The sequence below is a fragment of the Pseudonocardia oceani genome (assembly GCF_019263585.2).
GTDB lineage: Bacteria > Actinomycetota > Actinomycetes > Mycobacteriales > Pseudonocardiaceae > Pseudonocardia > Pseudonocardia oceani.
The window spans coordinates 2049389-2074135 of sequence record NZ_JADQDF010000001.1; the positions used below are offsets into that span (position 1 = coordinate 2049389).

The following is a 24747-nucleotide window of genomic DNA, read 5'->3' on the forward strand; positions in this document are numbered from 1 at the left end:
TGCTCGTGCTCGTCAGTACCGGATCAGGCCGCGGATGTTGCGGCCCTCGCGCATGTCGTCGTAACCCTGGTTGATCTCCTCCAGGGAGTACTCGTGGGTGATCAGCTCGTCGAGCTTGAGCTGGCCCAGGTTGTACATCTCCAGCAGTCGGGGCACGTCGTGCTGGCCGTTGGAGCTGCCGAACAGGGCGCCGCGGATCTGCTTCTCGTAGAGCGTGAGGTCGAGCAGCGACAGCGACGCGGTCTCCTCGTCGGGGTGGCCCAGCGCCGTCACGACGACGCGACCCTTCTTGCCGACGAGCTGCAGCGCGGGCTGCAGGTAGGAGCCCTCGGCGACGCCCGTCGTCAGGATGGCGGCGTCGGCGAGCTGGCCGCGGGTGAGGGTGGAGACGGTGTTCCACGCCTCGTCCATGCTCGCGGCGACGTGCGTGGCGCCCAGCTCGAGGGCCTTCTCGCGCTTGAACGCCACCGGGTCGACGGCGACGACGTAGCGGCAGCCCGCGACCTTCGCGCCCTGCACGGCGTTGGCCCCGATACCGCCGACGCCGATGACGACCGCGGTGTCGCCGGCCCGCAGGTCGGCGGTGCGCACGGCCGAGCCGAAGCCCGTCGTGACGCCGCAGCCGACGAGCGCGGCCAGGTGCAGCGGGAACCCCTCGTCGATCTTCACGACCGACTTCACCGGCACGACGGTGTGCCGCGCGAACGTGCCGAGCAGGCACATCTGGCCGACGTCCTCGCCGCGCGCGTGGAAGCGGTAGGTGCCGTCGAGCTGCGGGCCCAGCGTGGCGCCGGCGCCGTCGTCGCAGAGCGAGGTGTAGCCGCGCACGCAGTACGAGCAGCGCCCGCAGCTGGGCAGGAACGTCATGACGACCGGGTCGCCGACGGCCACGTCGGTGACGCCGGGACCGGTCTCGAGGACCCGCCCGGCCCCCTCGTGCCCGCCGACCATCGGGAACCCGACCGGCAGGTCACCGGTGACGAGGTGCTCGTCGGAGTGGCACAGCCCGCTCGCCGCGAGCTCCACCAGCACCTCGCCGGCGTTCGGCGGGTCGAGCTCGACCTCCTCGACCTCCCACTTGCCGCCCTGCTCCCACAACACCGCCGCCTGCGTCCGCATGGGGGAAGCATGGCGGGCCGGTCGGCGGAGCACAGCGGTCCGGGAGTTCCGCCCCTGGCCCGGAGGTGCCACCGAGGACCCCGCGAGTCGGGGTCTCGTGGTGGGCGTGTCGGGGTCTCGTGGTGGGCGCAGCGGGAGCGCGACACGGTCGCACCCACACCCCGACCCGCGGGTCTAGGGCGGGGGGAGGGGGAGGTCCAGGTGGGCCACCAGGCCGCCGCCGTCGCGGGGGCGCAGGCTCAGCTCCCCGTCCATCGCCGCCACCAGCGCCTCGACGATCCACAGGCCCAGCCCGGCCGTGCCCCGCCGCTCCCCCAGCGCCACGCCCTTCGCCGTCACCACACCCTCCTGCCCGGGCGGGAGGCCGGGGCCACGGTCACGGACCTCCGCGACCAGCCGCCCCTCGGCGTAGCGCAGGGCCAGCTCGACGGGGGCGTCGCCGCTGTGCCGCGCCGCGTTCTCGACGAGGTTGGTGAGCACTCGGCGCAGGCGCTGGGGGTCGCACCGCACGGCCGCCCCCTCCGGTTCGACCGACGGCCGGCGCCGCTCCGCCGCGACCCCGGCCGAGTCCAGCACCGCGTCGGCCAGCTCCGAGAGCGGCACGACCCGCGCCCGCACCCGCCCGATCGGGCTCCCGTCGGTGACGGCGACGTCGGCGAGGCCGTCGAGCATGTCGCGCAGGTGCACGGCGTGCTCGGCCAGCAGCCGCGTCGCGAGCTCCCGCGACGGCTCGGACAGCCGGCCCGCGACGAGGTCGGCGGTCAGGGCCGTCAGCGAGGCGACCGGCGTGCGGAACTCGTGCAGCACCACCCGCACCCCGTCGAGGCGGGCCTGCTGCGCGGACAGCAGCCGGGCGCGCAGGTCGCGCTCCTCCAGGAACGCCTCGTGCTCGGCCAGCGCCCGGGCCCGCGACACCGCCGCCGCCTCCAGCTGCCGCTCCAGCAGCTGCACCAGCGCCCCGACCAGCACCGACGCCGCGACGAGGAACGCGGTCCACCAGGCGCCGGTGAGCCAGCGGTCGGCGAGCGGGACGTCGGGGTCGGACCCGAGCACCGCGGCCAGCGTGAACCCCGCCCCCGCGACGACGGCCGCGAGCCGCCCCGCCACCGCCCCGCCCCGCACCGACGCCGCGATGACGACCAGCGGCAGCATCGCGACCATGATGCTCTCCGCGCCCCCGGTCAGCCCGCACGCGACGAGCACCAGCACCCCGTCGACGACGGTCGCGACGCGCGGCGGCAGCACCTGCCGGCCCCGGAACTCCGCGACGGCCAGCACCACGGCGTAGACCAGCGCGGCCAGCACGATCGCCGCCAGCGGGGGCAGCGGCCCGCGCGCGAGCTGCGGCCCGGCCGCCAGCGCCACCCCGACCGCCACCACCGTCACGACCCGGATGACGACCGCCGCGCGGTCCTCCGTCGTGCGCCCACCGACCGTCTGCACCGCGACAGCATGCCCGGTGCCGCTAGAGTCGCCGACCGTGCGCGACGGCCGGTACGTCGTGGTCATCGTCGACGACCACGCCCTGTTCTCGCAGGGCCTCGCCCTGCTGCTGGAGTCGCGCGCCGGGGACCGGTTCGTCGTCGCCGGCTCGACCACCGCGGGCGAGGAGGCGGTGGCGCTCGTCGGGCGCGAGGCCGCCGACATCGCGATCGTCGACCTCGCCCTGCCCCCGCTCGGCGGCGTCGAGACCATCCGCCGCATCGGCGCCGCCTACCCGGCCACCCACGTGCTGGCCCTCTCGGGCACCGACGACCTCGGCCTCGCCACGACGGCGCTGCGGGCCGGGGCGGCGGGGTTCCTCGGCAAGTCGGCCGACCCGGACGTGCTGGTCGCGCCGCTGCTGGCGATCGTCGCGGGCGTGCGCGTCGTCCGCCCGGACCTCCTCGACGCCCTGCTGGTGGCGGGCGACCGCACCGGCGACGGCCTCATGGAGCGCCTCGGCCCCCGCGACGTCGCGCTGTGGCGGCTGCTCGCGCGCGGGCTGGAGACCAGCGAGATCGCCAAGCCGATGCTGGTCAGCGAGCGCACCGCGAAGCGCATGATCGCCTCCCTGCTGCACCGCCTGGGCGCCGCCAACCGCATCGAGGCCGCCGCGATGGCCGGGCGCTACGGCCTGCTCGACGACGGCGACGAGCCCCGCAGCCGCTGACACCCGCCGCTGACACCCGGGCGGCCGACCCTGGCCCGGGCGGGCCGCGGATGGCCCGTTCGTGGTCGTGTGCACCGCGCGCGGCTGCGCCAGACTCCCCCTGACCAGCACCGATCGACGAAGGGGCCGACGTGGCGGCGTTCAGCAGCGAGGCAGAGGTCTACGAGTTCCTGGGCGGGGTGTTCCGGCGCGGGATGGGTGACGCCGACCTCGTCGCGAAGCTCGAACCCACCGGCATCGTCCTGCGCATCACCTACACCGACCCGGACGCGGTGATCACCGTCGACATGCCGGGCAAGGAGGTCCACCAGGGCGCGGGCCTCGGGCCCGAGCCCAACGTCGAGCTGTTCATGACCGCCGACACCGGCAACCGGTTCTGGCTCGGCAAGGTGGTCCTCCCGGTGGCGCTGGCCAAGGGCCAGGTCCGCGCGAAGGGACCTGTGGCCAAGCTGCTCAAGGTCCTGCCGCTGGCCAAGCAGATGTTCGGGCCGTACCGGGAGCACCTGGAGTCGGCGGGCCGCACCGATCTCCTGAACGCCTGAGGGTCACCCGTTCCGGTGGCCGACCGCGCTGTCCGCGCAGGTCGGCCGCATACTCCGCGATCATGGACCAGGTGTGGCTCGACGTGCGGATGTGGACGGGGCTCCAGGGCAACTTCCACCCCTTGACCGACGTCGTCTGCGACGCGCCCGAGCCGCTGCCCGACCTCGTCGACGACTGGCAGCGGTGGGCGTGGGACCACCTCGGGGCCGTCGCGACGCACGAGGGCTGGCAGCCCGGGCGCTACCACTACAGCGCCGAGCAGCGCGACGACGGCGGGCACACGCTCGCCGTCTTCGCCCGCGGCACCTGGGACTGGAACACCTGACGCGCGGCCCGCGCGAGGCGGACGAGGTCGCCGCGCGGGGTGGCCCGGCGGCGCGGCGGGGGCAGCTCGCCCGGCGGCAGCCGGCGGCTGTCGACGCCGTAGCGCGGCGCCGCGAGCGCGATCAGGACGAGAACGGTGAGCAGCATCCACATCTCCATGACGCCATCGTCACCCTGATTGGCCTTGGCCCACAGGGCCAATTCCGGAAAGGTGGACTTCATGGATGACGTGGACCGGCGGATCGGCGCCCGCAGCTTCGCCCGCCTGCTCGGCGACTGGCGTCCGCCCGACGGCCGTGGCCTGGCCGGCGCGCTCGCCGACCGCGTCCGCCTGCTCGTCCTCGACGGGCGCCTGCCCCTGCAGACCCGCGTGCCGGCCGAGCGCGAGCTGGCCGGGGCGCTGGGCGTCAGCCGGACCACCGTCGCCGCCGCGTACGACGCCCTGCGCGAGGCCGCCGTCCTCCGCAGCAGGCGCGGCTCGGGCAGCTGGACCCAGCTGCCCGACGACCCGATCACCGGCACGACGCAGTCGCCGTTCTCCCCGCACGGCGACCGCTCGCTGTTCGACCTGGCCCACGCGGCCCTGCCCGCCCCGAGCGCCGAGCTGCGCCGCGCCGCCGCCGGGGCCGTCCACGACCTCGACGCCCTGCTCGGCGGGCACGGCTACGACCTCCTCGGGCTCCCCGCCCTGCGCACCGCCGTCGCCGACCGGTTCACCCAGCGCGGCCTGCCCACCACCCCCGACCAGATCCTCGTCACGGCCGGCGCGCAGAGCGCGATCGGGCTGGTGCTCGCCGCGTTCACCGGGCCGGGCGACCGCGTCCTGGTCGAGCACCCGACCTACCCCAACGCCCTCGACGCCATCAGCGCCCGCGGCGCCCGCTCCGTCCCGGTGCCGATGGGCACGAGCGCCGACGGCACCGGCAGTTGGGACCTCGACCAGTTCGCCACCGCCGTCCGCGACGTCGCACCGCGGCTGGTCTACGTCATCCCCGACTTCCAGAACCCGACCGGCGCCGTCCTCGGCGCCGCGGGCCGCGAGCGGCTCGTCGACCTCACGCGGCGCACCGGAACGCCGCTGCTCGTCGACGAGACCCTGGCCGAGCTGGCGCTGGACGGGCCGTTGCCCCCGCCCGTGGCGACGTTCGGCGACTCCGCGCAGCTGCTCACCATCGGCTCGGCCAGCAAGGTGTTCTGGGGCGGGCTGCGCACCGGCTGGATCCGTGGGTCGGCGGCCACGGTGCGCCGCCTCGCCGCGCTGCGGGCCTCGATCGACCTCGGCGGGCCCGCGCTGGAGCAGCTCGTCGTCGCGCGCCTGCTCCCCGAGGTCGAGGCGGTCACGGCCACGCGGCGCGCCGAGCTCGTGGCCGCGCGGGCGCACCTGCTCGAGCGGGTCGCGGAGCTGTTCCCGCGCTGGCGCCCGTCGCACCCGACGGGCGGACTGAGCCTGTGGGTCGACCTGGACGAGCCGGTGTCCAGCCGGTTCGCCGTGGCCGCCCGCCGCCACGACGTGCTGCTCGCCGCCGGCCCCCGCTTCGGCCTGGACGGCGCCTTCGAGCGGCGGCTGCGGCTGCCCTACACGCTGCGCCCCGACCGCACCGACGACGCGCTGGAGCGCCTGCTGCTCGCCTGGCACGGCCTGGACCACCTCGACACCGGCGCCTCCGCCGAACCCGTGGCGGTCGCCTGACGCGCGTCCGGCGACCATCTAGTGTCGGAACGTCGATCACGAGGAGGCTCTACGTGAGCAAGCGCCAGCGCGCGAACCATGGACGCAGCGTCGCCGCGAAGCGGGCGACCGAGCGAAGCGAGGGAGCACGGTGAGCAAGCGCCAGCGCGCGAACCATGGACGCAGCGTCGCCGCGAAGCGGGCGACCGAGCGAAGCGAGGGAGCACGGTGAGCAAGCGCCAGCGCGCGAACCATGGACGCAGCGTCGCCGCGAAGCGGGCGACCGAGCGAAGCGAGGGAGCACGGTGAGTGGACCGCTGGCAGGGTGCAAGGTCGTGGAACTGGCCGGGATCGGTCCCGGCCCGCACGCGGCGATGGTCCTCGCCGACCTGGGTGCCCAGGTCGTGCGCGTGGACCGGCCGGGCGGGCTGCAGATCGGTGACTCGGACGCCCCCGACCCCACGCTGCGCGGGCGGCGCCGGGTGGCGGCCGACCTGAAGTCGCCCGAGGGCGTCGAGACGGTCCTGCGCCTGGTCGAGCAGGCCGACGTGCTGATCGAGGGCTACCGGCCGGGCGTCACCGAGCGGCTCGGCGTCGGGCCCGCCGACTGCCACGCGCGCAACCCGGAGCTCGTCTACGCCCGCATGACCGGGTGGGGCCAGGACGGCCCGATGGCGCAGCGCGCCGGGCACGACATCAACTACATCTCGCTCACGGGCGCGCTGCACGCCATCGGCCGCGCCGGGGAGCGGCCGGTGCCGCCGCTGAACCTGGTCGGCGACTTCGGCGGCGGCTCGATGCTGCTCGTCGTCGGCGTGCTGTCGGCGCTGTGGGAGGCGGGCCGGTCCGGGCAGGGCCAGGTCGTCGACGCGGCGATGGTCGACGGGGCGTCGCTGCTGAGCCAGATGTTCTGGGGCTTCCTGTCGCAGAAGATCTGGCTCGACGAGCGCGACTCCAACCTGCTCGACGGCCACGCCCCGTTCTACGACACCTACACCTGCGCCGACGGGAAGCACGTGGCCGTCGGCTCGCTGGAGCCGCAGTTCTACGCGGCGCTGCTCACCGGGCTCGGCATCGACCCCGCCGACCTGCCGCAGCAGTACGACCGCGAGCAGTGGCCGGTCCTGCGGGCGCGCTTCACCGAGGTGTTCGCGAGCCGCACCCGCGACGAGTGGGCGGCCGTCTTCGCCGACACCGACGCCTGCGTCACGCCGGTCCTCGCGTTCGGCGAGGTCGCGGCGCACCCGCACATCGCGGCGCGCGACACGGTCGTCGAGTCCGGCGGGGTGGCGCAGGCCGCGCCCGCACCCCGCTTCTCCCGCACGAGCCCGGGCCTGCCGGCGCCGGCGGCCGAGCCGGAGGACGTCGAGTCGGTGCTGGCCGACTGGCGCTGACGCGCGGGCGCCGGCGCACCGACGACAGCGCCCCCGCGGCCGAGGGCTGCGGGGGCGCTGCGTGTCGTGCGGGAGATCAGGCAGGGGCGATCAGGCCGAGGGCTCGTCCACCAGGAGGTTGCGGGTCCGCAGCGGGTCGACCGGGATGCCCGGGCCGGTCGTCGTGGAGACCGTGATCTTCTTGATGTAGCGGCCCTTCGCGGCCGACGGCTTGGCGCGCAGGATCTCGTCGAGCGCGGCGCCGTAGTTCTCCACCAGCTTCTCGGTGTCGAACGAGGCCTTGCCGATCACCAGGTGCAGGTTGGCCTGCTTGTCGACGCGGAAGTTGATCTTTCCGCCCTTGATGTCGTTGACCGCCTTCGTGACGTCGGGCGTCACGGTGCCGGTCTTCGGGTTCGGCATCAGGCCGCGCGGGCCCAGGATGCGGGCGATCCGGCCGACCTTGGCCATCTGGTCCGGCGTGGCGATGGCGGCGTCGAAGTCGAGCCACCCGCCCTGGATGCGCTCGATGAGGTCCTCGGCACCGACGACGTCGGCGCCCGCGGCCTCGGCCTCGGCGGCCTTGTCACCGGTGGCGAACACGATGACGCGGGCGGTCTTGCCCGTGCCGTGCGGCAGGTTGACCGTGCCGCGGACCATCTGGTCGGCCTTGCGGGGGTCGACACCGAGGCGCATCGCGACCTCGACGGTGGCGTCCATCTTCGTGCTCGCCGTCTCCTTGGCCAGGTTCGCGGCCTGGAGCGGGGAGTACAGGTTGTCCTTGTCGATCTTCTCCGCGGCTTCGCGGTAGGCCTTGCTGCGCTGTGCCATCTGAATCCTCAGTCTTGTTCAGGTCGTGGTCCGAGCCGCGCCCGGCTCTCCCACGCGTGCGTGTGGGTGGTGCTCAGCCCTTGACCGTGATGCCCATCGAGCGCGCGGTGCCGGCGATGATCTTCGCGGCCTGCTCGATGTCGTCGGCGTTCAGGTCGGCCATCTTGGTCTGGGCGATCTGGCGCACCTGGTCCATGGTGACCGTGGCGACCTTGGTCTTGTGCGGCTCGCCGCTGCCCTTGTCGACGCCGGCGGCCTTGAGCAGCAGCCGGGCGGCGGGCGGGGTCTTCAGCGCGAACGTGAACGACCGGTCCTCGAAGACCGAGATCTCGACCGGCACGATGTCGCCGCGCTGCGACTCGGTGGCCGCGTTGTAGGCCTTGCAGAACTCCATGATGTTGACGCCGTGCTGGCCGAGCGCGGGGCCGACCGGCGGGGCCGGGGTCGCGGCCCCGGCCTTGATCTGGAGCTTGATGATCGCGGAGAGCTTCCGCTTCTTGGGGGGCATCTCTGTGTCCTCGTACTAGATCTTGGAGACCTGGCTGAATGCCAGCTCGACAGGTGTCTCGCGGCCGAAGATCGACACCAGCACCTTGAGCTTCTGGGCGTCGATGTTGACCTCGTTGATGGTGGCCGGGAGCGTGGCGAACGGGCCGTCCATGACCGTGACGGACTCGCCGACCTCGAAGTCGACCTCCACCGTGGCCTTGCCGCCCGTGCTCGCGCCGGCCTCCGCCTTGCCGCCCGCGGTGGCCGGCTTCGGCTCGACCTTGGGGAGCAGGAACTTGATGACCTCGTCGTGGGTCAGCGGGGAGGGCTTCGACGTGGCACCGACGAAGCCGGTGACGCCGGGGGTGTTGCGGACCGCGCCCCAGGACTGGTCGTTGAGATCCATCCGGACCAGGATGTAGCCGGGCAGCACCTTGCGCTGCACCTGCTTGCGCTGGCCGTTCTTGATCTCGGTGACCTCCTCGGTGGGCACCTCGACCTGGAAGATGTAGTCCTCGACGTCGAGCGTCTGCACGCGCGTCTCGAGGTTGGTCTTCACCTTGTTCTCGTAGCCCGCGTAGGAGTGCACGACGTACCAGTCGCCGGGCGCGCGGCGCAGGGCCGCGCGCATCTCCTCGACCGGGTCGACCTCGACCTCGGGCTCGTCGGGGGCGGCCTCGGCCGCGGCCCCGTCGGCCTCGTCGGCGTCGTCGTCAGTGGCGGTGGCGACGTCGTCGGCACCGGGCTCGTCGTCGCCGTCATCATCGGACAGAGCGTCGTCGGACACCGCGTCGGAGGAGTGGGCCGCCTCGACGTCGGCGTCCTGCACGGCCTGCTCGGGGAGATCCGCGTCCGGGCTGGCGTCGGCCGTGGCGTCGAGCGCGGCCTCGTTGGCCTCGATCTCGCTGTCGGACAGCTGTGTGCCGCCGTCTGGGGAACTCACGTGCGTCTCGCTTCCTTCTCCGTGTCGTACCGGGTCACGTGCCGAACAGGTACGTGACACCCTGCGCGAACACCAGATCCAGCAGTGCGACCAGCGCGACCATGAACGACACGAAGACCAGCACGACGATCGTGTAGGTGATCAGCTGGTTGCGCGTCGGCCAGATGACCTTGCGCAGCTCTGCTACCACCTCGCGCAGGAACCGGACCACCCTGCTGGGCAGGGACGCCTTCGCCGGACGGCCGTCACGGACCGCGGTGGCCCGACCCTTGTCGCCGTCGCCGGCCGGCGTGGAGCCGGCCCGTCGACTCCGACGGTCGGCAGCGGAGTCCGGGCGTTCCCGCCCGTCACCACTCGCCTCGCGATCGTCCGTCACGCCCGTCCTCCAGCTCGCCGGCGGGATACCGACCGGCACGAGCTGCCGGTCGGATCCCGCTGCTGTCCGTCCTGTACGCAGTGCAGGGGTGACAGGACTTGAACCTGCAACCTGCGGTTTTGGAGACCGCTGCTCTGCCAGTTGAGCTACACCCCTAGACCACTCCGCCGAGGGACCTGCCCGCGTGCGGAGGGGTGCATCGCATGACGACGCACCCAGCACAATGAGTGTACGGCACCGGGCGGAGGGCTTCCGCCCGCCCTACTCCACGGCCCTACTCGTACAGCGGGGCCAGCGCCACGGGCGCCGCGGCGCGCTGGGGGTACTTCCGGTTGCCGAGGCCCGCGACGGTCGTGATGCCCAGGTCCTCGGGGAGCGCCTTGTCCACGAGATCGCCGAACTCCACGTCGTGATCCCTCCGGTCGGCGACTTCCGCCGGGCGGCGTCGACCCTCCGCCCGCGGGCGGACGCACCGGGGTGGGTCACGCGGGGAGCGCGACCTCGGCGACGGCCCTGCCGAGCACGGTCTTCCCGGCGGAACGGGCCGTGATGGCGACCGTGGCGATCCCGTCGGTCACGTCGGTGACCTTGCCCGAGAGCTCCAGGAGCGCGCCCTCGTCGTCGTCGGGGACGACGACCGGCCGGGTGAAGCGGACGCCGTAGCTGCGCACCGCCGACGGGTCGCCCACCCACTGCGTGACGAGCCGGCCCGCCAGGGCCATCGTCAGCATCCCGTGCGCGATGACGCCGGGCAGGCCGACGCCGGTGGCGACGCGGTCGCTCCAGTGGATCGGGTTGAGGTCGCCGGACGCGCCCGCGTAGCGGACGAGGTCAGCGCGGGTGACCCGCAGCTCCAGCGGCGGCAGCTCGGCGCCCTTCCCGACGTCGCCGAGGGAGCTCACGACGCCTCCCCCTGGGTCACCAGCAGCGCCTTCGTCGTGGCCACCGCGGCGCCGGCGGCGTCGGCGATCTCGCAGCGCAGCGTCAGCATGTGGCTGCCGGCGCGGCTGCTGAGGTCCTCCACGTGGATCGTGGTGACGAGCTCGTCGCCGCCGTGGATCGGGCGGTGCAGCACGATCGTCTGGTCGCCGTGCACCATGCGCGAGTAGTCCCAGCCGAACGCCGGGTCGCGCAGGAAGCCCTCGATCAGCGGCATCGTGAACGTGACGGCGAACGTCGGCGGCGCGACGAGGTCGGGATGACCCGCGGCCGTGGCCGCGTCCAGGTCGGTGCACACGGAAGCGCCCTCGCCGATGGCGAGGGCGAATTCCCTGATCTTCTCCCGGCCGACCAGGTACGGCGCCGAGGGCGCCAGTGCCGTGCCGACGAACGAGGCGTCGGGCACCGTCAGCGGGTCTCGCGGTGCTCGCGGTGCGTGCCGCAGTTGGAGCAGAACTTCTTGACCGCGAGGCGGTCAGGATCGTTGCGCCGGTTCTTCTTGGTGATGTAGTTGCGGTGCTTGCACTGCTCGCACGCCAGCGTGATCTTCGGCCGGACGTCCGTGGCCTTACCCATCGCGGGTGCCTCCATGCTTGTCTGTCAGTGGAACTGGTAGCGGTGGCCGGACTTGAACCGGCGACACAGCGATTATGAGCCGCTTGCTCTACCAGCTGAGCTACACCGCTATGAGAAGTGGCTGACGCCACCTCACCGAGCCCCTTTACGGAATCGAACCGTAGACCTTCTCCTTACCATGGAGACGCTCTGCCGACTGAGCTAAAGGGGCGGCACGGGCCCACGGTGGTACATCTCCGCGGCCGGAAACGATGCTACACACCCCTCCGCGACACCCGTGAACGGGACCCGTTCACCAACTCGACGTGCGCACCCCCGGCAGGTGACCGGCGTGCGCGAGGTCCCGGACCTTCACCCGCGACAGGCCGAACTTGCGCAGGTAGCCGCGCGGGCGGCCGTCGGAGGCGTCCCGGTTGCGCACGCGCGTGGCGCTCGCGTCGCGGGGCTGGCGGCGGAGCTCGCGGACGGCGGCGGCGCGCTCGTCGTCGGGCGTGGTCGGCCGCGCGATGACGGCCTTGAGCTCGGCACGGCGCTCCGCGTGCCGCGCCACCACGGCCTTGCGCCGCTCGTTCTTCACGATCTTGCTGGTCTTGGCCATCAGACCTTGCCCCCTCGGGCGCGGATGCGGGCCACCGCGGCGTCGATGCCGATGCGGTCGATCGTGCGGATCGCGTCGGCGGTCAGGCGCAGGCGCACCGTCCGACCCTCGACGCGGTAGCGCTTCACCTGGATGTTGGGGTCCCAGCGGCGGCTCGTGCGCCGGTGGGAGTGGGACACGGAGTTGCCGAAGCCGGGCTCGCGCCCGGTCAGCCGGCAGCGCCTCGACACGGTCAGCTCCTCCCGGCGTGCGGGTGGGGCAACAGCGCCGTCTCGCGGGCGTCGCGGGCGGCGGCCACCTCAGCGCTCCTCGCGGAAGTCGACGTGGCGCCGGACGACCGGGTCGTACTTGCGCAGCGTCATGCGGTCCGGGTCGTTGCGCCGGTTCTTGCGCGTGACGTACGTGGTGCCGGTGCCGGCCGTCGAGCGCATCTTCACGACCGGCCGGAGCTCGTTGCTGCGGGCCATGACCCACCTCCTCGCGTAACGACATTCGTTTTCAACTAGGGTCGACGATACCCCACCCCTGGAGGTCCCGTGTCCCGCCCCGAGCTCCTCGTGCTGACCGGGCTGAACGCGCCCGGCGTCGAGGACGTCGTCACCCGCGTCCGCGCCCTCGACCCCGACGCGGCCGTCCTGCACCACGACCTGCGCGATGTCGACGCCGGCCTGGTGCGGCGCCGGCTGCGCACCCGCCACGCCGACGTCACCACCACCGTCGAGCTCGCCCACGGCTGCGTGTCCTGCACGCTGCGCGAGGACCTGCTCCCGCAGCTGCGCACGCTCGCCGCCCCCGGCGGTCCGGCGCGGATCGTGCTGCACCTGGACCCCATGCTCGAACCGGAGCAGGTGTGCTGGTCCCTGCTGCACGTGCTGGTCGACGGCACCACCGTCGCCGACGAGGTCGACCTGCGCGGCGTCGTCGCCGTGGTCGACGCCGGGACCTGGCTCGCCGACGCCACCGGCGACGCCACGCTGCCCGAGCGCGGCTGCGCCGGACCCGGCGCCGACGACGAGCGGACCGTCGCGCAGGTCGTCGTCGGGCAGGCGGAGTTCGCCGACCTCGTCGTCCTCACCGGCACCGCCGACGCCTGGGAGCGCGCGCGGCTCGACGCCGTCCTCGCCCGGCTCGCGCCCGACGCACCCCGCCTGCCGCTGCGCGAGGTCGACGAGCGGGTCCTCCTGCGCGACGCCGTGCGGCGCGGGCGCCCCGCGGACGTGCACGCGGCGCTGCTGCGCGGGTCTCCCCCGCTCGACGCCGACTGCGGCGTGCGGCTCGTCGTGTTCTCCGCGCGCCCCCCGTTCCACCCCGGGCGCCTGCACGACGCGCTCGACGTCCTGCTCGACGGCGTCGTCCGCGCCCGCGGCCGCATCTGGCTCGCGACCCGCCCCGACGCCGTGCTGTGGCTGGAGTCGGCGGGCGGCGGCCTGCGGGTCGGGCACGCCGGCGACTGGCTCGACGGGGCGGGCGAGGAGGCGTGGGAGGCGGCGTCGGCGGAGCGGCGCGCGATCGCGTCACTGGGCTGGCACCCGCGGTTCGGCGACCGTGCGCAGGACGTCGTCGTGCTCGCCCACGCCGCCGACCCCGACGCCATCGACGCCGCGCTCCGCGGCGCCCTGCTGACCGACGCCGAGCTCGCGGCCGGCCCCGGCGCCTGGAGCGCGCTGCCCGACCCGTTCGGCTGGTGGCACACCGACCCCTGCTCCCCCGCCGCCGACGCGGTGGCGGGCGCCGACGCCCACTCCGAGGAGGAGCACTGAGCCCTGCCTGAGGGGCCCTTACGGCGGGCGGGCCGGCAGGAGGGCGGGATCGGCGTGATCGCCCGATGCCCGGGGCCCGGCCTCAGCACGAGGCTCGTCGCATGTTCTTCGACCCGTCGCACCTGTCCCTCACCGCCGACCTGCGCCACCGCGAGCTGCTCGCCGAGGCCGAGCAGTTCCGCCTGGGGCGCCTGGCCCGTGCCGCGCGCCGCGCCGCCCGGCGGCGGCCGGCCCCGCCCGACCTGCCCGCGCCGCCGGACCCGCCCACCCACGGCACCGCGGCCCCCGCCCCGTCCGCCCTCCGCGGAACCCCGGGAGAACGTCGGACCCTCGTGCCACGATGACCGGCGTGACGCGGCTGGGGGTGGGGATCGGGCTGGTGGGCCGCCGGGACGAGGTCTCGGCGCTCACCGCCGCCCTCGGCCGCGCCGCCGCGGGCACCCCGTCCGGGGTGCTGCTGTCGGGCGAGGCCGGCGTCGGCAAGTCGCGGCTCGTGGCCGAGGCGGCGACCCGGGCCGCCGCGTCCGGTTTCACCGTGCTCACCGGCCGGTGCCTCGACACCGCCGAGGCTGCGCTGCCCTACCTCCCGTTCGCCGAGATCGTGGGCTCGCTCCCGCCCGAGCTGGTGGCCGGGCACGGGGCGCTGCGCCACCTGCTGCCCGACGGCCCGCCCCGCGGCGAGCCGGGCGGCGACCGCGCACTGGGCCAGCTCCGCGTGTTCGACGCCGTGCTGTCGGTGCTCGACGAGCTCACCGCCGAGCGGCCCGCGCTCGTCGTCGTCGAGGACCTGCACTGGGCCGACCGCTCCAGCCGCGACCTGCTCGTCTTCCTGCTGTCCCGGCTCGACGCCCAGCGCCTGGTCGTGCTGGCCACCTACCGCTCCGACGACCTGCACCGTCGCCACCCGCTGCGGCCCGTGCTCTCCGAGCTGGTGCGGCTGCCCGCCGTGGAGCGGCTGGAGCTGGGCCCGCTCGGCCCCGACGACGCGCTGTCGCTCGTGCGCCTGCTCGCCGACGGGTCGCTCGCGCCGCCGCTGCTGCACAGCGTCGCCCGGCGCAGCGAGGGCAACGCGTTCTTCGCCGAGGAGCTCGTCTCCGCCTGCTCAGACGGGCTGCCGCACAGCCTCGTCGAGGTGCTGCTGGCCCGCGTCGAGAGCCTGGGCCCCACCACGCAGCGGCTGCTGCGGGTGGCGTCGGTGGGCGGGCGCCGCGTGCGCCACGACCAGCTCGCAGCCGTCGCCGGGCTCGACGTCGACGAGCTGGAGCTCGCGCTGCGCGAGGCCGTGCACCACCACGTCCTGGTCGCCGACGACGGCACCGACGGCTACGCCTTCCGCCACGCCCTGCTGCGCGAGGCCATCCACCACGACCTGCTGCCCGGCGAGCGCAACCGCCTGCACGCCGCCTTCGCCGCGCTGCTGGCCGATCCGGCCGCGCCCGACGAGCCCGGCCGCGCCGCGCTGCTGGCCCACCACGCGCTCGCCGCGCACGACCTGCCCACCGCGCTCGCCGCGTCGGTCCGGGCCGCGCGCGAGGCCGACGAGCAGGAGGCCCCGGCCGAGCTGCTGCTGCACGCCGAGCGCGCGCTGGAGCTGTGGTCGGCGGTGCCCGGCGGCGAGGAGGTGGCCGGCCTGCCGGAGCTCACGGTCACGCGGATGGCCGCGTGGGCGGCGAGCGCCACGGGCGACCCCGAGCGCGGCTCGGCGCTGGGCCGGCGCGCGCTGGAGATCGCCGAGCGCCGCGGCGACCCGGTGCTCACCGCGAAGACGCGGCTGAAGTACGCGATGCGGCTCGTCGACCGCGGCGACGACCTGCGCGAGGCCCGCGCCGCCGCGGAGCAGTCGCTGGCCGTGCTCGCGGGCGGGCCACCGACGGGCGAGCTGGCCTGGTGCCACGCGGTGCTGGCCCGTGCGCACTACCGCGTCGACGACTTCCCGGCGTCGCGGCGCTGCGGCGAGCAGGCGCTGGAGGTCGCGGCCGCCCTGCCCGACGACGACTCCGCGCAGGCCGCCGCGGCCGACGCGCTCGCCACCATCGCGGGCTGCGAGTCCTACTCCGGGCGCCCCGAGCAGGCGCGGGAGCGGCTGGCCGCGGCGCGCTCGCTGGCCCGCCGCGCCGGCGACCTCGGAGCCGAGCTGCGCACCTACTCCGCCGTCGGCTTCTCGCTGCTGGAGGAGTGCCGGTTCACCGAGGCGGCCGCCGAGCTCGCCGAGGGCGAGGGGCGCGCCGCGGCCACCGGGCTGCGCTGGAGCATGCCCGGGCTCGACGTCCGGGTCGCCCACGTCGTGGCCCGGTTCCTCGCGGGTGACTGGGACGCCGCCGAGACCGCGGCCGACCTCGCCGGGGCGGCGGTGCCGGCCAGCGTGTCGGCCCGCCTGGTCGGCGCCGGACTGCTGGTGGCCGCGGCCCGCGGCCGGTTCGACGTCGTCGAGCGCCGCCACGCCGAGCTCGGGCGCCGCCCGCCGGAGAACGTGCAGGCGGTGACGTTCCTGGGCGTCGCGGCCACCGAGTCGGCGCTGTGGCGGGGCGAGCCCGACGAGGCGGTCGCGCGGGCCGCCGCCGCGCGGGCCGCGCTCGACGCCGTGGAGGCGTTCCAGTTCGGGAACATCGCGCTGGCGGCGCTGGGGGTGGCCGCCCACGCCGACCGCGTCGCGGCGGGCGCCGACGCCGGGCAGGCGCTCGACGCGGCGCGGCTGCTCGTCGACGCCGCGGAGGAGACGGCCCGGCGCGGACTGCCGCGCGGCACCGAGATGGGCCCCGAGGGCGGGGCCTGGCTGCTGCGCGCCCGTGCCGAACTCACCCGCCTGACCGGGCCCGACCCGTCGGCGTGGGACGCCGTCGTCGCCGCGTTCGGCTACGAGGTCGGCGGCGGCGCCGAGGTGGTCGTGCGCGCGGGGCTCGGCTACCGCGGGGCCTGCGCGGTCCTGCGCCGCGCCGAGGCCCGGCTCGCCACCGGCGCGCCCGGCGCGGCTGACGACCTCGCCGCCGCCCACCGCACGGCCACCGCCCTGCGCGCCGCCCCGCTGCTGGACGCCGTCACCGCGCTGGCCGCCCGGGCGGGTGTCACACCGCAGGGCGCGCCCGCCCCCGCGCCCGACGTCCTCACCCCGCGGGAGCGGGCGGTGCTGGAGCAGGTGGCCCTCGGTGGCACCAACCGCCGGATCGGCGCCGCGCTGTTCATCAGCGAGAAGACGGTGAGCGTCCACCTGTCCCGGGTGATGGCCAAGCTCGGCGTCGCCAGCCGCACCGAGGCCGTGAGCGTCGCCTACGCCCGGGGGCTGCTCGGCCCGCGCCTCCCGGTCCGATCCCGGGTGGCCCGCACGGGCCCGCGACAGGCCCGCGGGGCCCCTTGATCCGCACCCGCGCGTCCCTAGGGTGAGGTGACCCGACTCACGAGGAGGCGCGCCGATGACGTCGAGCACGACCTGGACCACCCGGCCGAACCTGTCCGATGTCGAGCGCTTCTGGACCGCGCCCGTCGCCGAGCGGGCGGCCGCCTTCGCGGCGCTGCGGGAGCGGGAACCGGTGCCGTTCTTCGAGGAGCCGCAGTTCGCGTTCCTGCCCCAGGGCGCCGGCTACTGGGCGCTGACCCGCCTCGACGACCTCGTGGAGGCCAGCCGCAACGCGAAGGTCTTCACCTCGGGTCCGGGCGCGACGAGCATCGCCGACATGCCGCCGGAGTTCCTCGAGTTCTACGGCTCGATGATCAACACCGACGACCCGCGGCACGCGCGCCTGCGCCGGATCGTCTCCCGCGGGTTCACGCCCCGGCGCCTGGCGGCGCTCACCGACGAGGTGCAGGCCACCGCCACCGCGATCGTCGACGACGTCGTGGACGCCGGTGAGGTCGACGCCGTCACCGCGATCTCCGCACGGCTGCCGCTCAAGATCGTCTGCGACATGATGGGCGTGCCGGAGAGCCAGTACGACTTCGTGTTCCAGAAGTCCAACGTCATTCTCGGCGCGAGCGACCCCGAGTACGTCCCGGACGCCGAGAACATCATCGTGGCGCTGCTGGAGGCGGGCAACGCGCTCGCCGAGCTCATGCGCGACCTGGGCCGGCACCGCGAGGCGAACCCGACCGACGACGTGACGTCGGCGCTGGTCAACGCCGAGATCGACGGCGAGCGCCTCACCAACGACGAGCTGGCGAGCTTCTTCATCCTGCTCGTCGTGGCGGGCAACGAGACCACCCGCAACGCGATCAGCTGGGGCCTCAAGCTGCTCACCGACCACCCCGAGCAGCGCCGCATCTGGCTCGACGACCTCGACGGCGTCACGCCGACGGCGGTCGAGGAGATCGTCCGCTGGGCCTCGCCGGTGATCTACATGCGGCGCACCCTGGCCGTCGACGCCGTGCTGGGCGGGCAGGAGATGTCGGCGGGCGACAAGCTGCTGCTGTTCTACTGGGCGGCCAACCGCGACCCCGCGCACTTCACCGACCCGGACGCGTTCGACGTCCGGCGTTCGCCGAACCCGCACGTCGGCTTCGGCGGGGCCGGGCCGCACTTCTGCCTCGGCGCGCACCTCGCCCGCCGGGAGATGGCGGTGATGTTCCGCGAGCTGCTCACGCGCGTGCCCGACATCCACGCCACCGCCGAGCCCCGCCGCCTGCAGTCGATGTTCATCAACGGGATCAAGAGCATGCCCGTGAGCATCCGATGACCACGCTCGACTACCCCGAGGTCCCGGTCGGCGCGCTGCTCGCCGGCGCCGCGCGGCGCTACGGCGACCGCACCGCGCTGCATTTCGCGGGCCGCGAGCTCAGCTACTCCGCGCTGCACGCCCGCGCCGGCGCGTTCGCCAACGCGCTGCACGGCGCGGGGATCGGGCGCGGCGACGTCGTCGCGATCCACCTGCCCAACTGCCCGCAGTACGCCGTCGCCTACTACGGGATCCTGATGGCGGGGGCCGCGTTCTCCCCGACCAACCCGCTCCTGCCCCCGCCCGACCTGGCCGCGCAGCTCGCCGACTGCGGCGCCGTCGCCGCCGTCACCTGGGCCCCGGCCGCACCCGCGCTGGCCGCGGTGCGCGACCGGACCGCGATCCGGCTCGTGCTGGTCACCGACCGCGAGCAGGCGGTCGACCCCGCCCACCGGCTCGCCCTCGACGGCTCGCTCGGCGACGCCCGCGACTTCGAGGAGTTCCACGCCGAGGCCCCGACCGCGGCACCGGCCGTCGAGATCGACGTCCACCGCGACCTCGCCCACCTCGCCTACACCGGCGGCACGACGGGCCGGTCGAAGGGCGTGCAGCTGCCGCACCGCAACGTCGTCGTCAACGTGCTGCAGTACGCGTGCGGCGGCTCCGGCTCCGTGCCGGCCCTCGACGACGAGGGCGGCCTGGTGCTCGACCAGGTGGGCTCGCCCGAGGAGTTCCCGACGCGGCTGGGCACCGGCGTCGCGATCGGCCTGGCGCCGTGGTTCCACGCGATGGGCACGATCGGTGGGCTCAACGTCCCCACCGCCACCGGCGCCACGACGGTGCTGCACGAGCGCTTCGACCCCGGCGCCTACCTCGCCGACGCCGAGCGCTTCGGCATCACCGGCATGAGCGGGGCGCCGCCGGTGTACGGCGCGCTGCTGCGCCACCCCGACTTCGCCACCCGCGACCTGTCGACCATCCGCGGCCTGTCCTCGGGCGCCGCACCGCTGCCCGTCGAGATGATCCAGGGGCTGCAGCGCCGGCTCGGCGAGGACGTCGTCATCACCGAGGGGTACGGGCTCACCGAGGTCACGATGGGCGCCACGATCGGCCCGGCGGCGCGCTCGGCGGTGCGCAAGCCCGGCACGGTCGGCCCGCCCGTCGCCGACACCGAGGTGCGGATCGTCGACCCGGCCGGCACCGACATGACCGCGCTGCCCACCGGGGAGCCGGGCGAGGTCGTCATCCGCGGGCCGCAGGTGATGGTCGGCTACAAGGACCGGCCCGAGGACAACGAGGCCGTGCTCGTCGACGGCTGGCTGCGCACCGGCGACATCGGCGTCCTCGACGGGGACGGCTACCTCTCCATCGTCGACCGCAAGAAGGACTTGCTGCTCTACAAGGGTTACAACGTGTACCCGCGCGACCTGGAGGAGATCCTGCACGCGCAGCCCGGCGTCGCGGGGGCGGCGGTGGTCGGGCGGCCCGACCCGGAGGTCGGCGAGCTGCCGGTGGCGTTCGTCGTGGCGCCCGGCGCCGATCCCGAGGCGCTGATGGAGGCGGTCAACGCGCAGGTCACGCCGTACAAGCGGCTGCGCGAGCTGCACCTCGTCGACGCCATCCCGGTGTCGGCGGCGGGCAAGGTCCTCAAGCGCGAGCTGCGGGAACGGTTGCAGAAAGACACGAACGGGTGACAGGGAGCTAACGATCAGCGGGGCGAGGGCGATATGCGGTGCGTACGGACACCCGGCACGCGCGCACCGGCCCGGACATCCTCCTCGTCCCGCTGATCGAAAACGGTGCCGCCATGTCCGCTCCGCTCCAGACCGCACCCCCGGCCACGGGACGCCACCACCGCACCGCCACCCTGCGCGACCGCGCCCTGCGCGCGGTCGACCTCGCGGGCCGGCTGGGCACGGTCGTCACGCTCGCGGCCCTGCTGGTCGTCGCCGGGGCCGTGGGCGGCCTGTTCGACGGCACGCCGGCCACCGAGAACGCCACCGTGACGGCGACGTTCGGCCGGTGACACCCGGCCGGTGACCTGCGGGTCAGGCCGCTTCGGCCTGGCCAAGCGGCGTCTTGAGGACGTGGTCGACCAGCCGCATGACCAGCTGGCCACCGCCGAGGCGGTACCCGAACTCCTCCCAGGTGAGCAGCTCCCGTGAGAGCACCTCACCGACGGGGCCGGGGTACAGACGGGTCACCCGGAACGCGGCTGCACGCAGCCGCATCTTCTCGTGATGATCCATGGGTACGGGGCTCATTCCGACTCACCTCCGCGTGCGTAGCGGGGCTCTCACCATTGAGCGGCCACCCTGGTGGGGATTCCCATAGTGGGCCCGGGAAACCCGGACCCGATCCCATCGTACCCGAAGAGTGACCGACGTCTCACCCTCCGCGCACAGCTCGTACGGACCCCGTGACCGAGCGCTAACCTGATCTTCGTGGCTTCCCGCGACGTGCTCTGGTCCGACATCACCGGTGTCTACGAGGCGATCCTCGCCCATCCGTTCCTCGCCGGGCTCGCCGACGGCACGCTGCCGCGCGAGGCCTTCCGGCACTACGTCGTACAGGACGCGCACTACCTGCGCGGCTACGCGAAGGCCCTGGCCGTGTGCGCCGCGAAGGCCCCCGACGAGTCCGCGACGGTGATGTTCGCCCAGCACGCGGCCGGTGCGATCGCCGCCGAGCGCGACCTGCACGCCTCGCTGCTCGACGAGCTCGGCACCCTCGACGACGAGGTCGCCCCGGCCACGCAGGCCTACCTGAGCTACCTGCTCGCCACGGCGCACGGGGGCTCCTACGCCGACGCCGTCGGCGCGGTCCTGCCCTGCTACTGGATCTACGCCCGGGTCGGCGAGGCACTGCTGGAGGCGGGCTCGCCCGACCCGCTCTACGCGCGCTGGATCGCGATGTACGGCGGCGAGGACTTCCAGGGCGTCGTCGACGCCGTGCTGGCCGAGACCGACCGCACCGCCGCCGCCCTGTCCGAGCCCGACCTCGCGCGGATGCGGCGGCACTTCGCCACGACCGCGCGGTACGAGTGGATGTTCTGGGACGGCGCGTACCGGCAGGAGCGCTGGCCGGTCTAGCGCTGGTCGATCCGGTCGGGGATGACGACGTGCAGCACGAACCCGACCACGGCCACCACGATCGCGCCGACGAACGCCGCGCCGAACCCGCCGACGGTGAACGGCAGGCCCAGCCCGTCGGCCACGAACCCGACGAGCAGGAACAGCAGCGCGTTGACGACGAGCCCGAACAGGCCGAGCGTCAGCACGTAGAACGGGCAGCCCACGACCTTGATCAGCGGCTTGAGCACCGCGTTGATCAACCCGAAGATCAGCGCGACGCCGACGAGGGTGAGGACCTGGTTGCCGGTGGTCCCCGCGGCGACGTCGATGCCCGGCACGAGCAGCGTGGCGACCCACAGGCTGACGGCGACGACCGCCACCCGGACGACGAAGGCGAGCGCGTTCGACATCAGTCCACCAGCGCCTGGGTCACGAGCGTCCGCAGCTGCGGGCGGATCGGGTACGTGCTCGAGGGCATGAGCTGCGTGAAGAACATGGCGGTGATCTCCTCGACCGGGTCGACGTAGAAGGCGGTGCTGGCCAGCCCGCCCCAGGCGTACTCTCCGTCGCTGGTGAGCGCCTTGCCCGCGACGGCGTCGACGACCACGGAGAAGCCGAGGCCGAACCCCACCCCGTCGACGTTCGACTCGGCGAAGATCGGGCGGCCGAACGACGCGAGGTCCTGGTCGCCGGGCAGGTGGTTGCGGGTGGCGTAGGCCAGGGTGCGCGGGCCGAGCAGGCGGGCGCCGTCGAGCTCGCCGCCGCGCAGGAGCATGCGGCAGAAGCGGTGGTAGTCGGCCGCGGAGGAGACGAGCCCGCCGCCGCCGGAGAGGAACGCCGGCTCGCGCAGCGCGGCGTCGCCCATGCGGTCGTTGCGGTGCAGGCCGCCGCCGGGCTTCGGGACGTAGAGCGCGGCGAGGCGCTCGGGGTCGGCCGCGCCGAAGCCGGTGTCGGTCATGTCCAGCGGGCCGAGGACCTCCTCGGCGAGGAACGCGTCGAGCGACTTCCCGGACACCACCTCGACGAGCCGGCCCAGCACGTCGGTGGCCACCGAGTAGTTCCACTCCGCGCCGGGCTGGTGCACGAGCGGGATGCGGGCCCAGGTGTCGCAGGCGGTGGCCAGGTCCATGCCCGCGGGCACGCCGAACTCGAAGCCGCGGCTGCGGTACATCTCGTCGACGGGGTGGGCGTGGTGGAAGCCGTAGGTGAGCCCGGCGGTGTGGGTGAGCAGGTGCCAGACCCGCATCGGCTCGGTGGCCGGGACGGTGCCGGGGTCGGCGGCGGACCCGCTGCGGTAGACGCGCAGGTCGGCGAACGCGGGCAGGTACTGCGCGACCGGGTCGGTGAGCGCCAGCAGGCCCCGCTCGTGCAGCATCAGCACGGCCACCGACGTGATCGGTTTGGTCATCGAGTAGATCCGCCACAGCGTGTCGTCGCCGACGGGGCGCCCGGCCTCGACGTCGGCGAGCCCGTGGTGGCTCAGATGCACCACCCGGTCGCGGCGGGCGACGGCGACGGTCCAGCCGGCGAGCCGGCCGTGGTCGACGTAGCGGGCGAAGTGCTCGTCGATGCGGGAGAGCCGCTGCGGGTCGAACCCGACCTCCGACGGCTCGGCTTCCACCTTCAGTTCGGCCACACCGCCACCCTACTGATCTCCGGGCGGGGCCAGTCCGGCTGCGGGGTCGTCGATCACCAGCACCCAGTCGAGGCCGGCGTCCGCCGGGCCCGTGACCGGCGGGAAGAACGACGCCGACGGCGAGCGCGGCACCGTTCCGACGTCGGTCGGGACGCCCGTGCGCGGGTCGAACCACCAGCCGCGCAGCGCCTCGCCGGGCAGGGCGGTGGTGTCGAGCGCGATGCCCTCCCCCGCAGGGACGTGGGCCATGAGGTGGTCGGCGGCGCGCAGCACCCCGGCCGCGCCCTCGACCAGCAGCTCCGGGGCGGGGGTGCGGGCGGCGCGCGAGTCGGTCAGGGCCCGCAGGTGCGCCATCTGCACCGCGCCCTCGTCGACCAGCGCCGCGGCGCGGAGGGCGGCGTCGGGGGCCCAGGTGTCCCGGTGGCCGTAGGTGTGGCCGGCGGCGCCGGCGAACACGTCGCCGTAGGCGCTGCGGCGGACGTCGAGCGCGGTGGTGGCCGCGCCGGTGCCGGAGCAGTCGGGGGCGTCCTCCTGCGCGGGGCGGGCGTCGAGGAAGGGACGGGCGAGCATGCCGCCGACGCGGGCCACCGCGTCCTCGCACGCCGCGCCGCGGACCAGCGCGAACGACAGCCACGCGGCGTCGCCGACGACGTCGGCCGAGGACCGGCCGGGGCCCGGCTCGAACGTCATCAGCGGGTCGGCGACGGCACCGGCGGCGATGCCCTCGCCCAGCGCCGACCAGGTCGCGGCGTCGTCGTCGGTGCCGTCGCCCAGGACCCAGACGACGCGGTCGCCGTAGCGGGCGCCCAGGAACCGCCCGAGCGCCGGCGCGGCGGCTGCGGCGGGCAGTGCGGGGGTGACCGCGATGTGCAGGCCGCGCCGGGCGGCCTCCGCGACGGCGGCGTCGACGCGGCTCCAGTCGGCGCCGCCCCCCTCGGCGTCGGCCCCTTCGGGCACGGCGGTCTGCACGACGGTGAAGCCCTGCGCGGCGCGGACGTCGAGGTAGTGGCGCACCTCGGCCGGGTCGGCGGTCGCGAGCAGGCCCCACGCGGTGTCACCGAGCCACAGGAACGGCGCCCCGCCCGCGGTGAAGGAGCGCCCGTCCGGTGCGACCCGCAGCGGGGGCGGGCCGGGGTCGGGGGCCGCGGCGGCGGTCAGCGGGGCGGCGAGCGCGGCGGCGAGCACCGCGGCCAGGGTCCGGTGCCTCACGAGGCCTCCAGCAGGCGGTCGAGGGTGCGGCGGAGCTGCGTGCGCTCCTCGGGGGAGAGCGGGGCGAGCAGGCGCTGCTCGCAGTCGCGCAGGCGCTGGGCCGCGGCGGCGCGCAGGGCCGCCCCGACGGGGGTCAGCTCCAGGACGAGCACGCGGCCGTTGCCGGGCATCGGGGTGCGGCGGACGAGACCGCGGTCGTCGAGGCGGCGCAGCAGGGCCGCGGTGGTGGTGCGGTCCAGACCGATGGCGGCGCCGAGCTCGTGCTGGCGCGCGACGGGCCCGCCGGCGAGCAGTTCGAGCATCGCGTAGTGCCGCACCGGCAGGCCCAGCTCGGCCAGCGCCCGCTCGTCGAGGTGCTCGGCGCGGCACAGGACGGAGCGGAGCCGCGCGGTGATGTGGTCCATCGGTCCCTCCGCGGCGCGGTCGGCAGTGGTCAGGGGCCGATACTCACCGCGCCGGCGGCCGGGGTGGAGGCGGCGCGCGGCGGAGACAC

At 74.7% G+C, this 24747-nt stretch carries 31 protein-coding genes and 3 tRNA genes; 12 read left to right on the forward strand and 22 right to left on the reverse strand.

All coding sequences use genetic code 11. The annotated features are described in order from the left end of the window. Positions 1–12: 12 nt before the first annotated feature. Together I4I82_RS10130 and I4I82_RS10135 are read right to left on the reverse strand one after the other, a co-directional pair. On the reverse strand, positions 13–1119 hold the full coding sequence (locus I4I82_RS10130) for an NDMA-dependent alcohol dehydrogenase (RefSeq protein ID WP_218594332.1): 1107 nt from the start codon (positions 1117–1119) through the stop codon (positions 13–15). A 174-nt stretch (positions 1120–1293) separates the two neighbouring features. Continuing rightward, positions 1294–2562, reverse strand: coding sequence for a sensor histidine kinase (locus I4I82_RS10135; RefSeq protein WP_226369974.1), 1269 nt, complete (start codon positions 2560–2562; stop codon positions 1294–1296). 37 nt (positions 2563–2599) lie between these two features. Between I4I82_RS10135 and I4I82_RS10140 the strand changes: the two genes are divergently transcribed. The 3 genes from I4I82_RS10140 to I4I82_RS10150 all read left to right on the forward strand — a co-directional run bounded on the left by I4I82_RS10140 (position 2600) and on the right by I4I82_RS10150 (position 4139). Next, positions 2600–3271: a response regulator transcription factor gene (locus tag I4I82_RS10140; RefSeq protein ID WP_218592579.1), complete on the forward strand. Its 672-nt coding sequence runs from the start codon at positions 2600–2602 to the stop codon at positions 3269–3271. Between the two features lie 131 nt (positions 3272–3402). After that, complete coding sequence (locus I4I82_RS10145; protein WP_218592580.1) at positions 3403–3813, forward strand: sterol carrier protein; 411 nt, start codon at positions 3403–3405, stop codon at positions 3811–3813. A 62-nt stretch (positions 3814–3875) separates the two neighbouring features. Then, the gene (locus tag I4I82_RS10150; RefSeq protein ID WP_218592581.1) at positions 3876–4139 is read left to right on the forward strand and encodes a hypothetical protein; all 264 of its coding nucleotides are present in this window, start codon (positions 3876–3878) and stop codon (positions 4137–4139) included. Here I4I82_RS10150 and I4I82_RS10155 read toward each other — a convergent pair. Next, positions 4061–4297 carry a hypothetical protein gene (locus tag I4I82_RS10155; protein ID WP_218597204.1) on the reverse strand — a complete coding sequence of 79 codons (237 nt, stop codon included), beginning with the start codon at positions 4295–4297 and terminating at the stop codon, positions 4061–4063. The genes I4I82_RS10150 and I4I82_RS10155 overlap by 79 nt on opposite strands. 61 nt (positions 4298–4358) lie before the next feature. Here I4I82_RS10155 and yczR point away from each other — a divergent pair, with 61 nt between their 5' ends. Next, a complete protein-coding gene (yczR, locus tag I4I82_RS10160) occupies positions 4359–5828 on the forward strand; it encodes a MocR-like transcription factor YczR (protein WP_218592583.1) in 1470 nt (489 codons plus the stop codon). Between the two features lie 284 nt (positions 5829–6112). Further along, a complete protein-coding gene (locus I4I82_RS10165) occupies positions 6113–7201 on the forward strand; it encodes a CaiB/BaiF CoA transferase family protein (protein ID WP_218592584.1) in 1089 nt (362 codons plus the stop codon). Positions 7202–7291: 90 nt separating this feature from the next. On the opposite strand, the gene rplA is transcribed toward I4I82_RS10165, so the two are convergent. The 14 genes from rplA to rpmG (I4I82_RS10230) all read right to left on the reverse strand — a co-directional run bounded on the left by rplA (position 7292) and on the right by rpmG (I4I82_RS10230) (position 12399). Then, positions 7292–8011, reverse strand: a complete 720-nt coding sequence (rplA, locus tag I4I82_RS10170) for a 50S ribosomal protein L1 (protein WP_172157685.1) — start codon at positions 8009–8011, stop codon at positions 7292–7294. Positions 8012–8084: 73 nt separating this feature from the next. Then, on the reverse strand, positions 8085–8519 hold the full coding sequence (gene rplK / locus I4I82_RS10175) for a 50S ribosomal protein L11 (RefSeq protein ID WP_172157683.1): 435 nt from the start codon (positions 8517–8519) through the stop codon (positions 8085–8087). Positions 8520–8534: 15 nt separating this feature from the next. Then, entirely contained in the window at positions 8535–9443 is a 909-nt protein-coding gene (gene nusG / locus I4I82_RS10180; RefSeq protein WP_218592585.1) for a transcription termination/antitermination protein NusG, read from the reverse strand. Positions 9444–9477: 34 nt separating this feature from the next. Continuing rightward, the gene (gene secE, locus I4I82_RS10185) at positions 9478–9819 is read right to left on the reverse strand and encodes a preprotein translocase subunit SecE (RefSeq protein ID WP_218592586.1); all 342 of its coding nucleotides are present in this window, start codon (positions 9817–9819) and stop codon (positions 9478–9480) included. An 83-nt stretch (positions 9820–9902) separates the two neighbouring features. Further along, positions 9903–9975, reverse strand: a tRNA-Trp gene (locus I4I82_RS10190). Positions 9976–10093: 118 nt separating this feature from the next. Next, entirely contained in the window at positions 10094–10225 is a 132-nt protein-coding gene (locus I4I82_RS34395; protein WP_267460596.1) for a hypothetical protein, read from the reverse strand. Positions 10226–10301: 76 nt separating this feature from the next. Beyond that, complete coding sequence (locus tag I4I82_RS10195) at positions 10302–10721, reverse strand: MaoC family dehydratase (protein WP_218592587.1); 420 nt, start codon at positions 10719–10721, stop codon at positions 10302–10304. Beyond that, entirely contained in the window at positions 10718–11164 is a 447-nt protein-coding gene (locus tag I4I82_RS10200) for an FAS1-like dehydratase domain-containing protein (protein ID WP_218592588.1), read from the reverse strand. Before I4I82_RS10200 ends, I4I82_RS10195 begins: the two co-directional genes overlap by 4 nt. 2 nt (positions 11165–11166) lie before the next feature. Next, a complete protein-coding gene (rpmG, locus tag I4I82_RS10205; protein ID WP_172157673.1) occupies positions 11167–11334 on the reverse strand; it encodes a 50S ribosomal protein L33 in 168 nt (55 codons plus the stop codon). Positions 11335–11368: 34 nt separating this feature from the next. Next, a tRNA-Met gene (locus I4I82_RS10210) sits at positions 11369–11444 on the reverse strand. Between the two features lie 28 nt (positions 11445–11472). Continuing rightward, a tRNA-Thr gene (locus I4I82_RS10215) sits at positions 11473–11545 on the reverse strand. Between the two features lie 81 nt (positions 11546–11626). After that, positions 11627–11932: a 30S ribosomal protein S14 gene (gene rpsN / locus I4I82_RS10220; RefSeq protein WP_218592589.1), complete on the reverse strand. Its 306-nt coding sequence runs from the start codon at positions 11930–11932 to the stop codon at positions 11627–11629. Next, the gene (rpmB, locus tag I4I82_RS10225) at positions 11932–12162 is read right to left on the reverse strand and encodes a 50S ribosomal protein L28 (RefSeq protein ID WP_218592590.1); all 231 of its coding nucleotides are present in this window, start codon (positions 12160–12162) and stop codon (positions 11932–11934) included. Before rpmB ends, rpsN begins: the two co-directional genes overlap by 1 nt. Positions 12163–12231: 69 nt before the next feature. Continuing rightward, on the reverse strand, positions 12232–12399 hold the full coding sequence (gene rpmG, locus I4I82_RS10230; RefSeq protein ID WP_172157656.1) for a 50S ribosomal protein L33: 168 nt from the start codon (positions 12397–12399) through the stop codon (positions 12232–12234). Between the two features lie 69 nt (positions 12400–12468). Between rpmG (I4I82_RS10230) and mrf the strand changes: the two genes are divergently transcribed. From mrf to I4I82_RS10260, 6 genes are all read left to right on the forward strand, one after another. Beyond that, the gene (gene mrf / locus I4I82_RS10235; protein ID WP_218592591.1) at positions 12469–13692 is read left to right on the forward strand and encodes a ribosome hibernation factor-recruiting GTPase MRF; all 1224 of its coding nucleotides are present in this window, start codon (positions 12469–12471) and stop codon (positions 13690–13692) included. Between the two features lie 101 nt (positions 13693–13793). After that, on the forward strand, positions 13794–14036 hold the full coding sequence (locus I4I82_RS10240) for a hypothetical protein (RefSeq protein WP_218595652.1): 243 nt from the start codon (positions 13794–13796) through the stop codon (positions 14034–14036). 5 nt (positions 14037–14041) lie between these two features. Beyond that, on the forward strand, positions 14042–17044 hold the full coding sequence (locus I4I82_RS10245) for a helix-turn-helix transcriptional regulator (RefSeq protein ID WP_218595653.1): 3003 nt from the start codon (positions 14042–14044) through the stop codon (positions 17042–17044). A gap of 55 nt (positions 17045–17099) precedes the next feature. Continuing rightward, positions 17100–18356 (forward strand): cytochrome P450, encoded by a 1257-nt coding sequence (locus tag I4I82_RS10250; protein ID WP_218592875.1) that lies wholly within the window; start codon positions 17100–17102, stop codon positions 18354–18356. Continuing rightward, on the forward strand, positions 18353–20029 hold the full coding sequence (locus I4I82_RS10255) for a class I adenylate-forming enzyme family protein (RefSeq protein ID WP_218592874.1): 1677 nt from the start codon (positions 18353–18355) through the stop codon (positions 20027–20029). Before I4I82_RS10250 ends, I4I82_RS10255 begins: the two co-directional genes overlap by 4 nt. Before the next feature lie 113 nt (positions 20030–20142). Continuing rightward, positions 20143–20361: a hypothetical protein gene (locus I4I82_RS10260; protein ID WP_218592873.1), complete on the forward strand. Its 219-nt coding sequence runs from the start codon at positions 20143–20145 to the stop codon at positions 20359–20361. A 22-nt stretch (positions 20362–20383) separates the two neighbouring features. Here I4I82_RS10260 and I4I82_RS10265 read toward each other — a convergent pair whose 3' ends face one another. After that, positions 20384–20599, reverse strand: a complete 216-nt coding sequence (locus tag I4I82_RS10265; protein ID WP_172157642.1) for a hypothetical protein — start codon at positions 20597–20599, stop codon at positions 20384–20386. 180 nt (positions 20600–20779) lie between these two features. On the opposite strand from I4I82_RS10265, the gene tenA reads away from it, so the two are divergent. Beyond that, a complete protein-coding gene (tenA, locus tag I4I82_RS10270) occupies positions 20780–21427 on the forward strand; it encodes a thiaminase II (protein WP_226369975.1) in 648 nt (215 codons plus the stop codon). Here the strand turns inward: tenA and I4I82_RS10275 are convergent. The 4 genes from I4I82_RS10275 to I4I82_RS10290 are packed head-to-tail and all read right to left on the reverse strand — an operon-like array spanning position 21424 to position 24658. After that, entirely contained in the window at positions 21424–21819 is a 396-nt protein-coding gene (locus tag I4I82_RS10275; RefSeq protein ID WP_218592872.1) for a phage holin family protein, read from the reverse strand. The two genes, tenA and I4I82_RS10275, sit on opposite strands and share 4 nt — an antisense overlap. Beyond that, positions 21819–23045 carry a serine hydrolase domain-containing protein gene (locus I4I82_RS10280; protein ID WP_218592871.1) on the reverse strand — a complete coding sequence of 409 codons (1227 nt, stop codon included), beginning with the start codon at positions 23043–23045 and terminating at the stop codon, positions 21819–21821. The genes I4I82_RS10275 and I4I82_RS10280 overlap by 1 nt, the downstream gene beginning before the upstream one ends. A gap of 9 nt (positions 23046–23054) precedes the next feature. Continuing rightward, positions 23055–24254, reverse strand: a complete 1200-nt coding sequence (locus tag I4I82_RS10285; protein ID WP_218595654.1) for an apiosidase-like domain-containing protein — start codon at positions 24252–24254, stop codon at positions 23055–23057. Then, positions 24251–24658: a MarR family winged helix-turn-helix transcriptional regulator gene (locus I4I82_RS10290; protein ID WP_218595655.1), complete on the reverse strand. Its 408-nt coding sequence runs from the start codon at positions 24656–24658 to the stop codon at positions 24251–24253. Before I4I82_RS10290 ends, I4I82_RS10285 begins: the two co-directional genes overlap by 4 nt. Between the last annotated feature and the right edge of the window lie 89 nt (positions 24659–24747).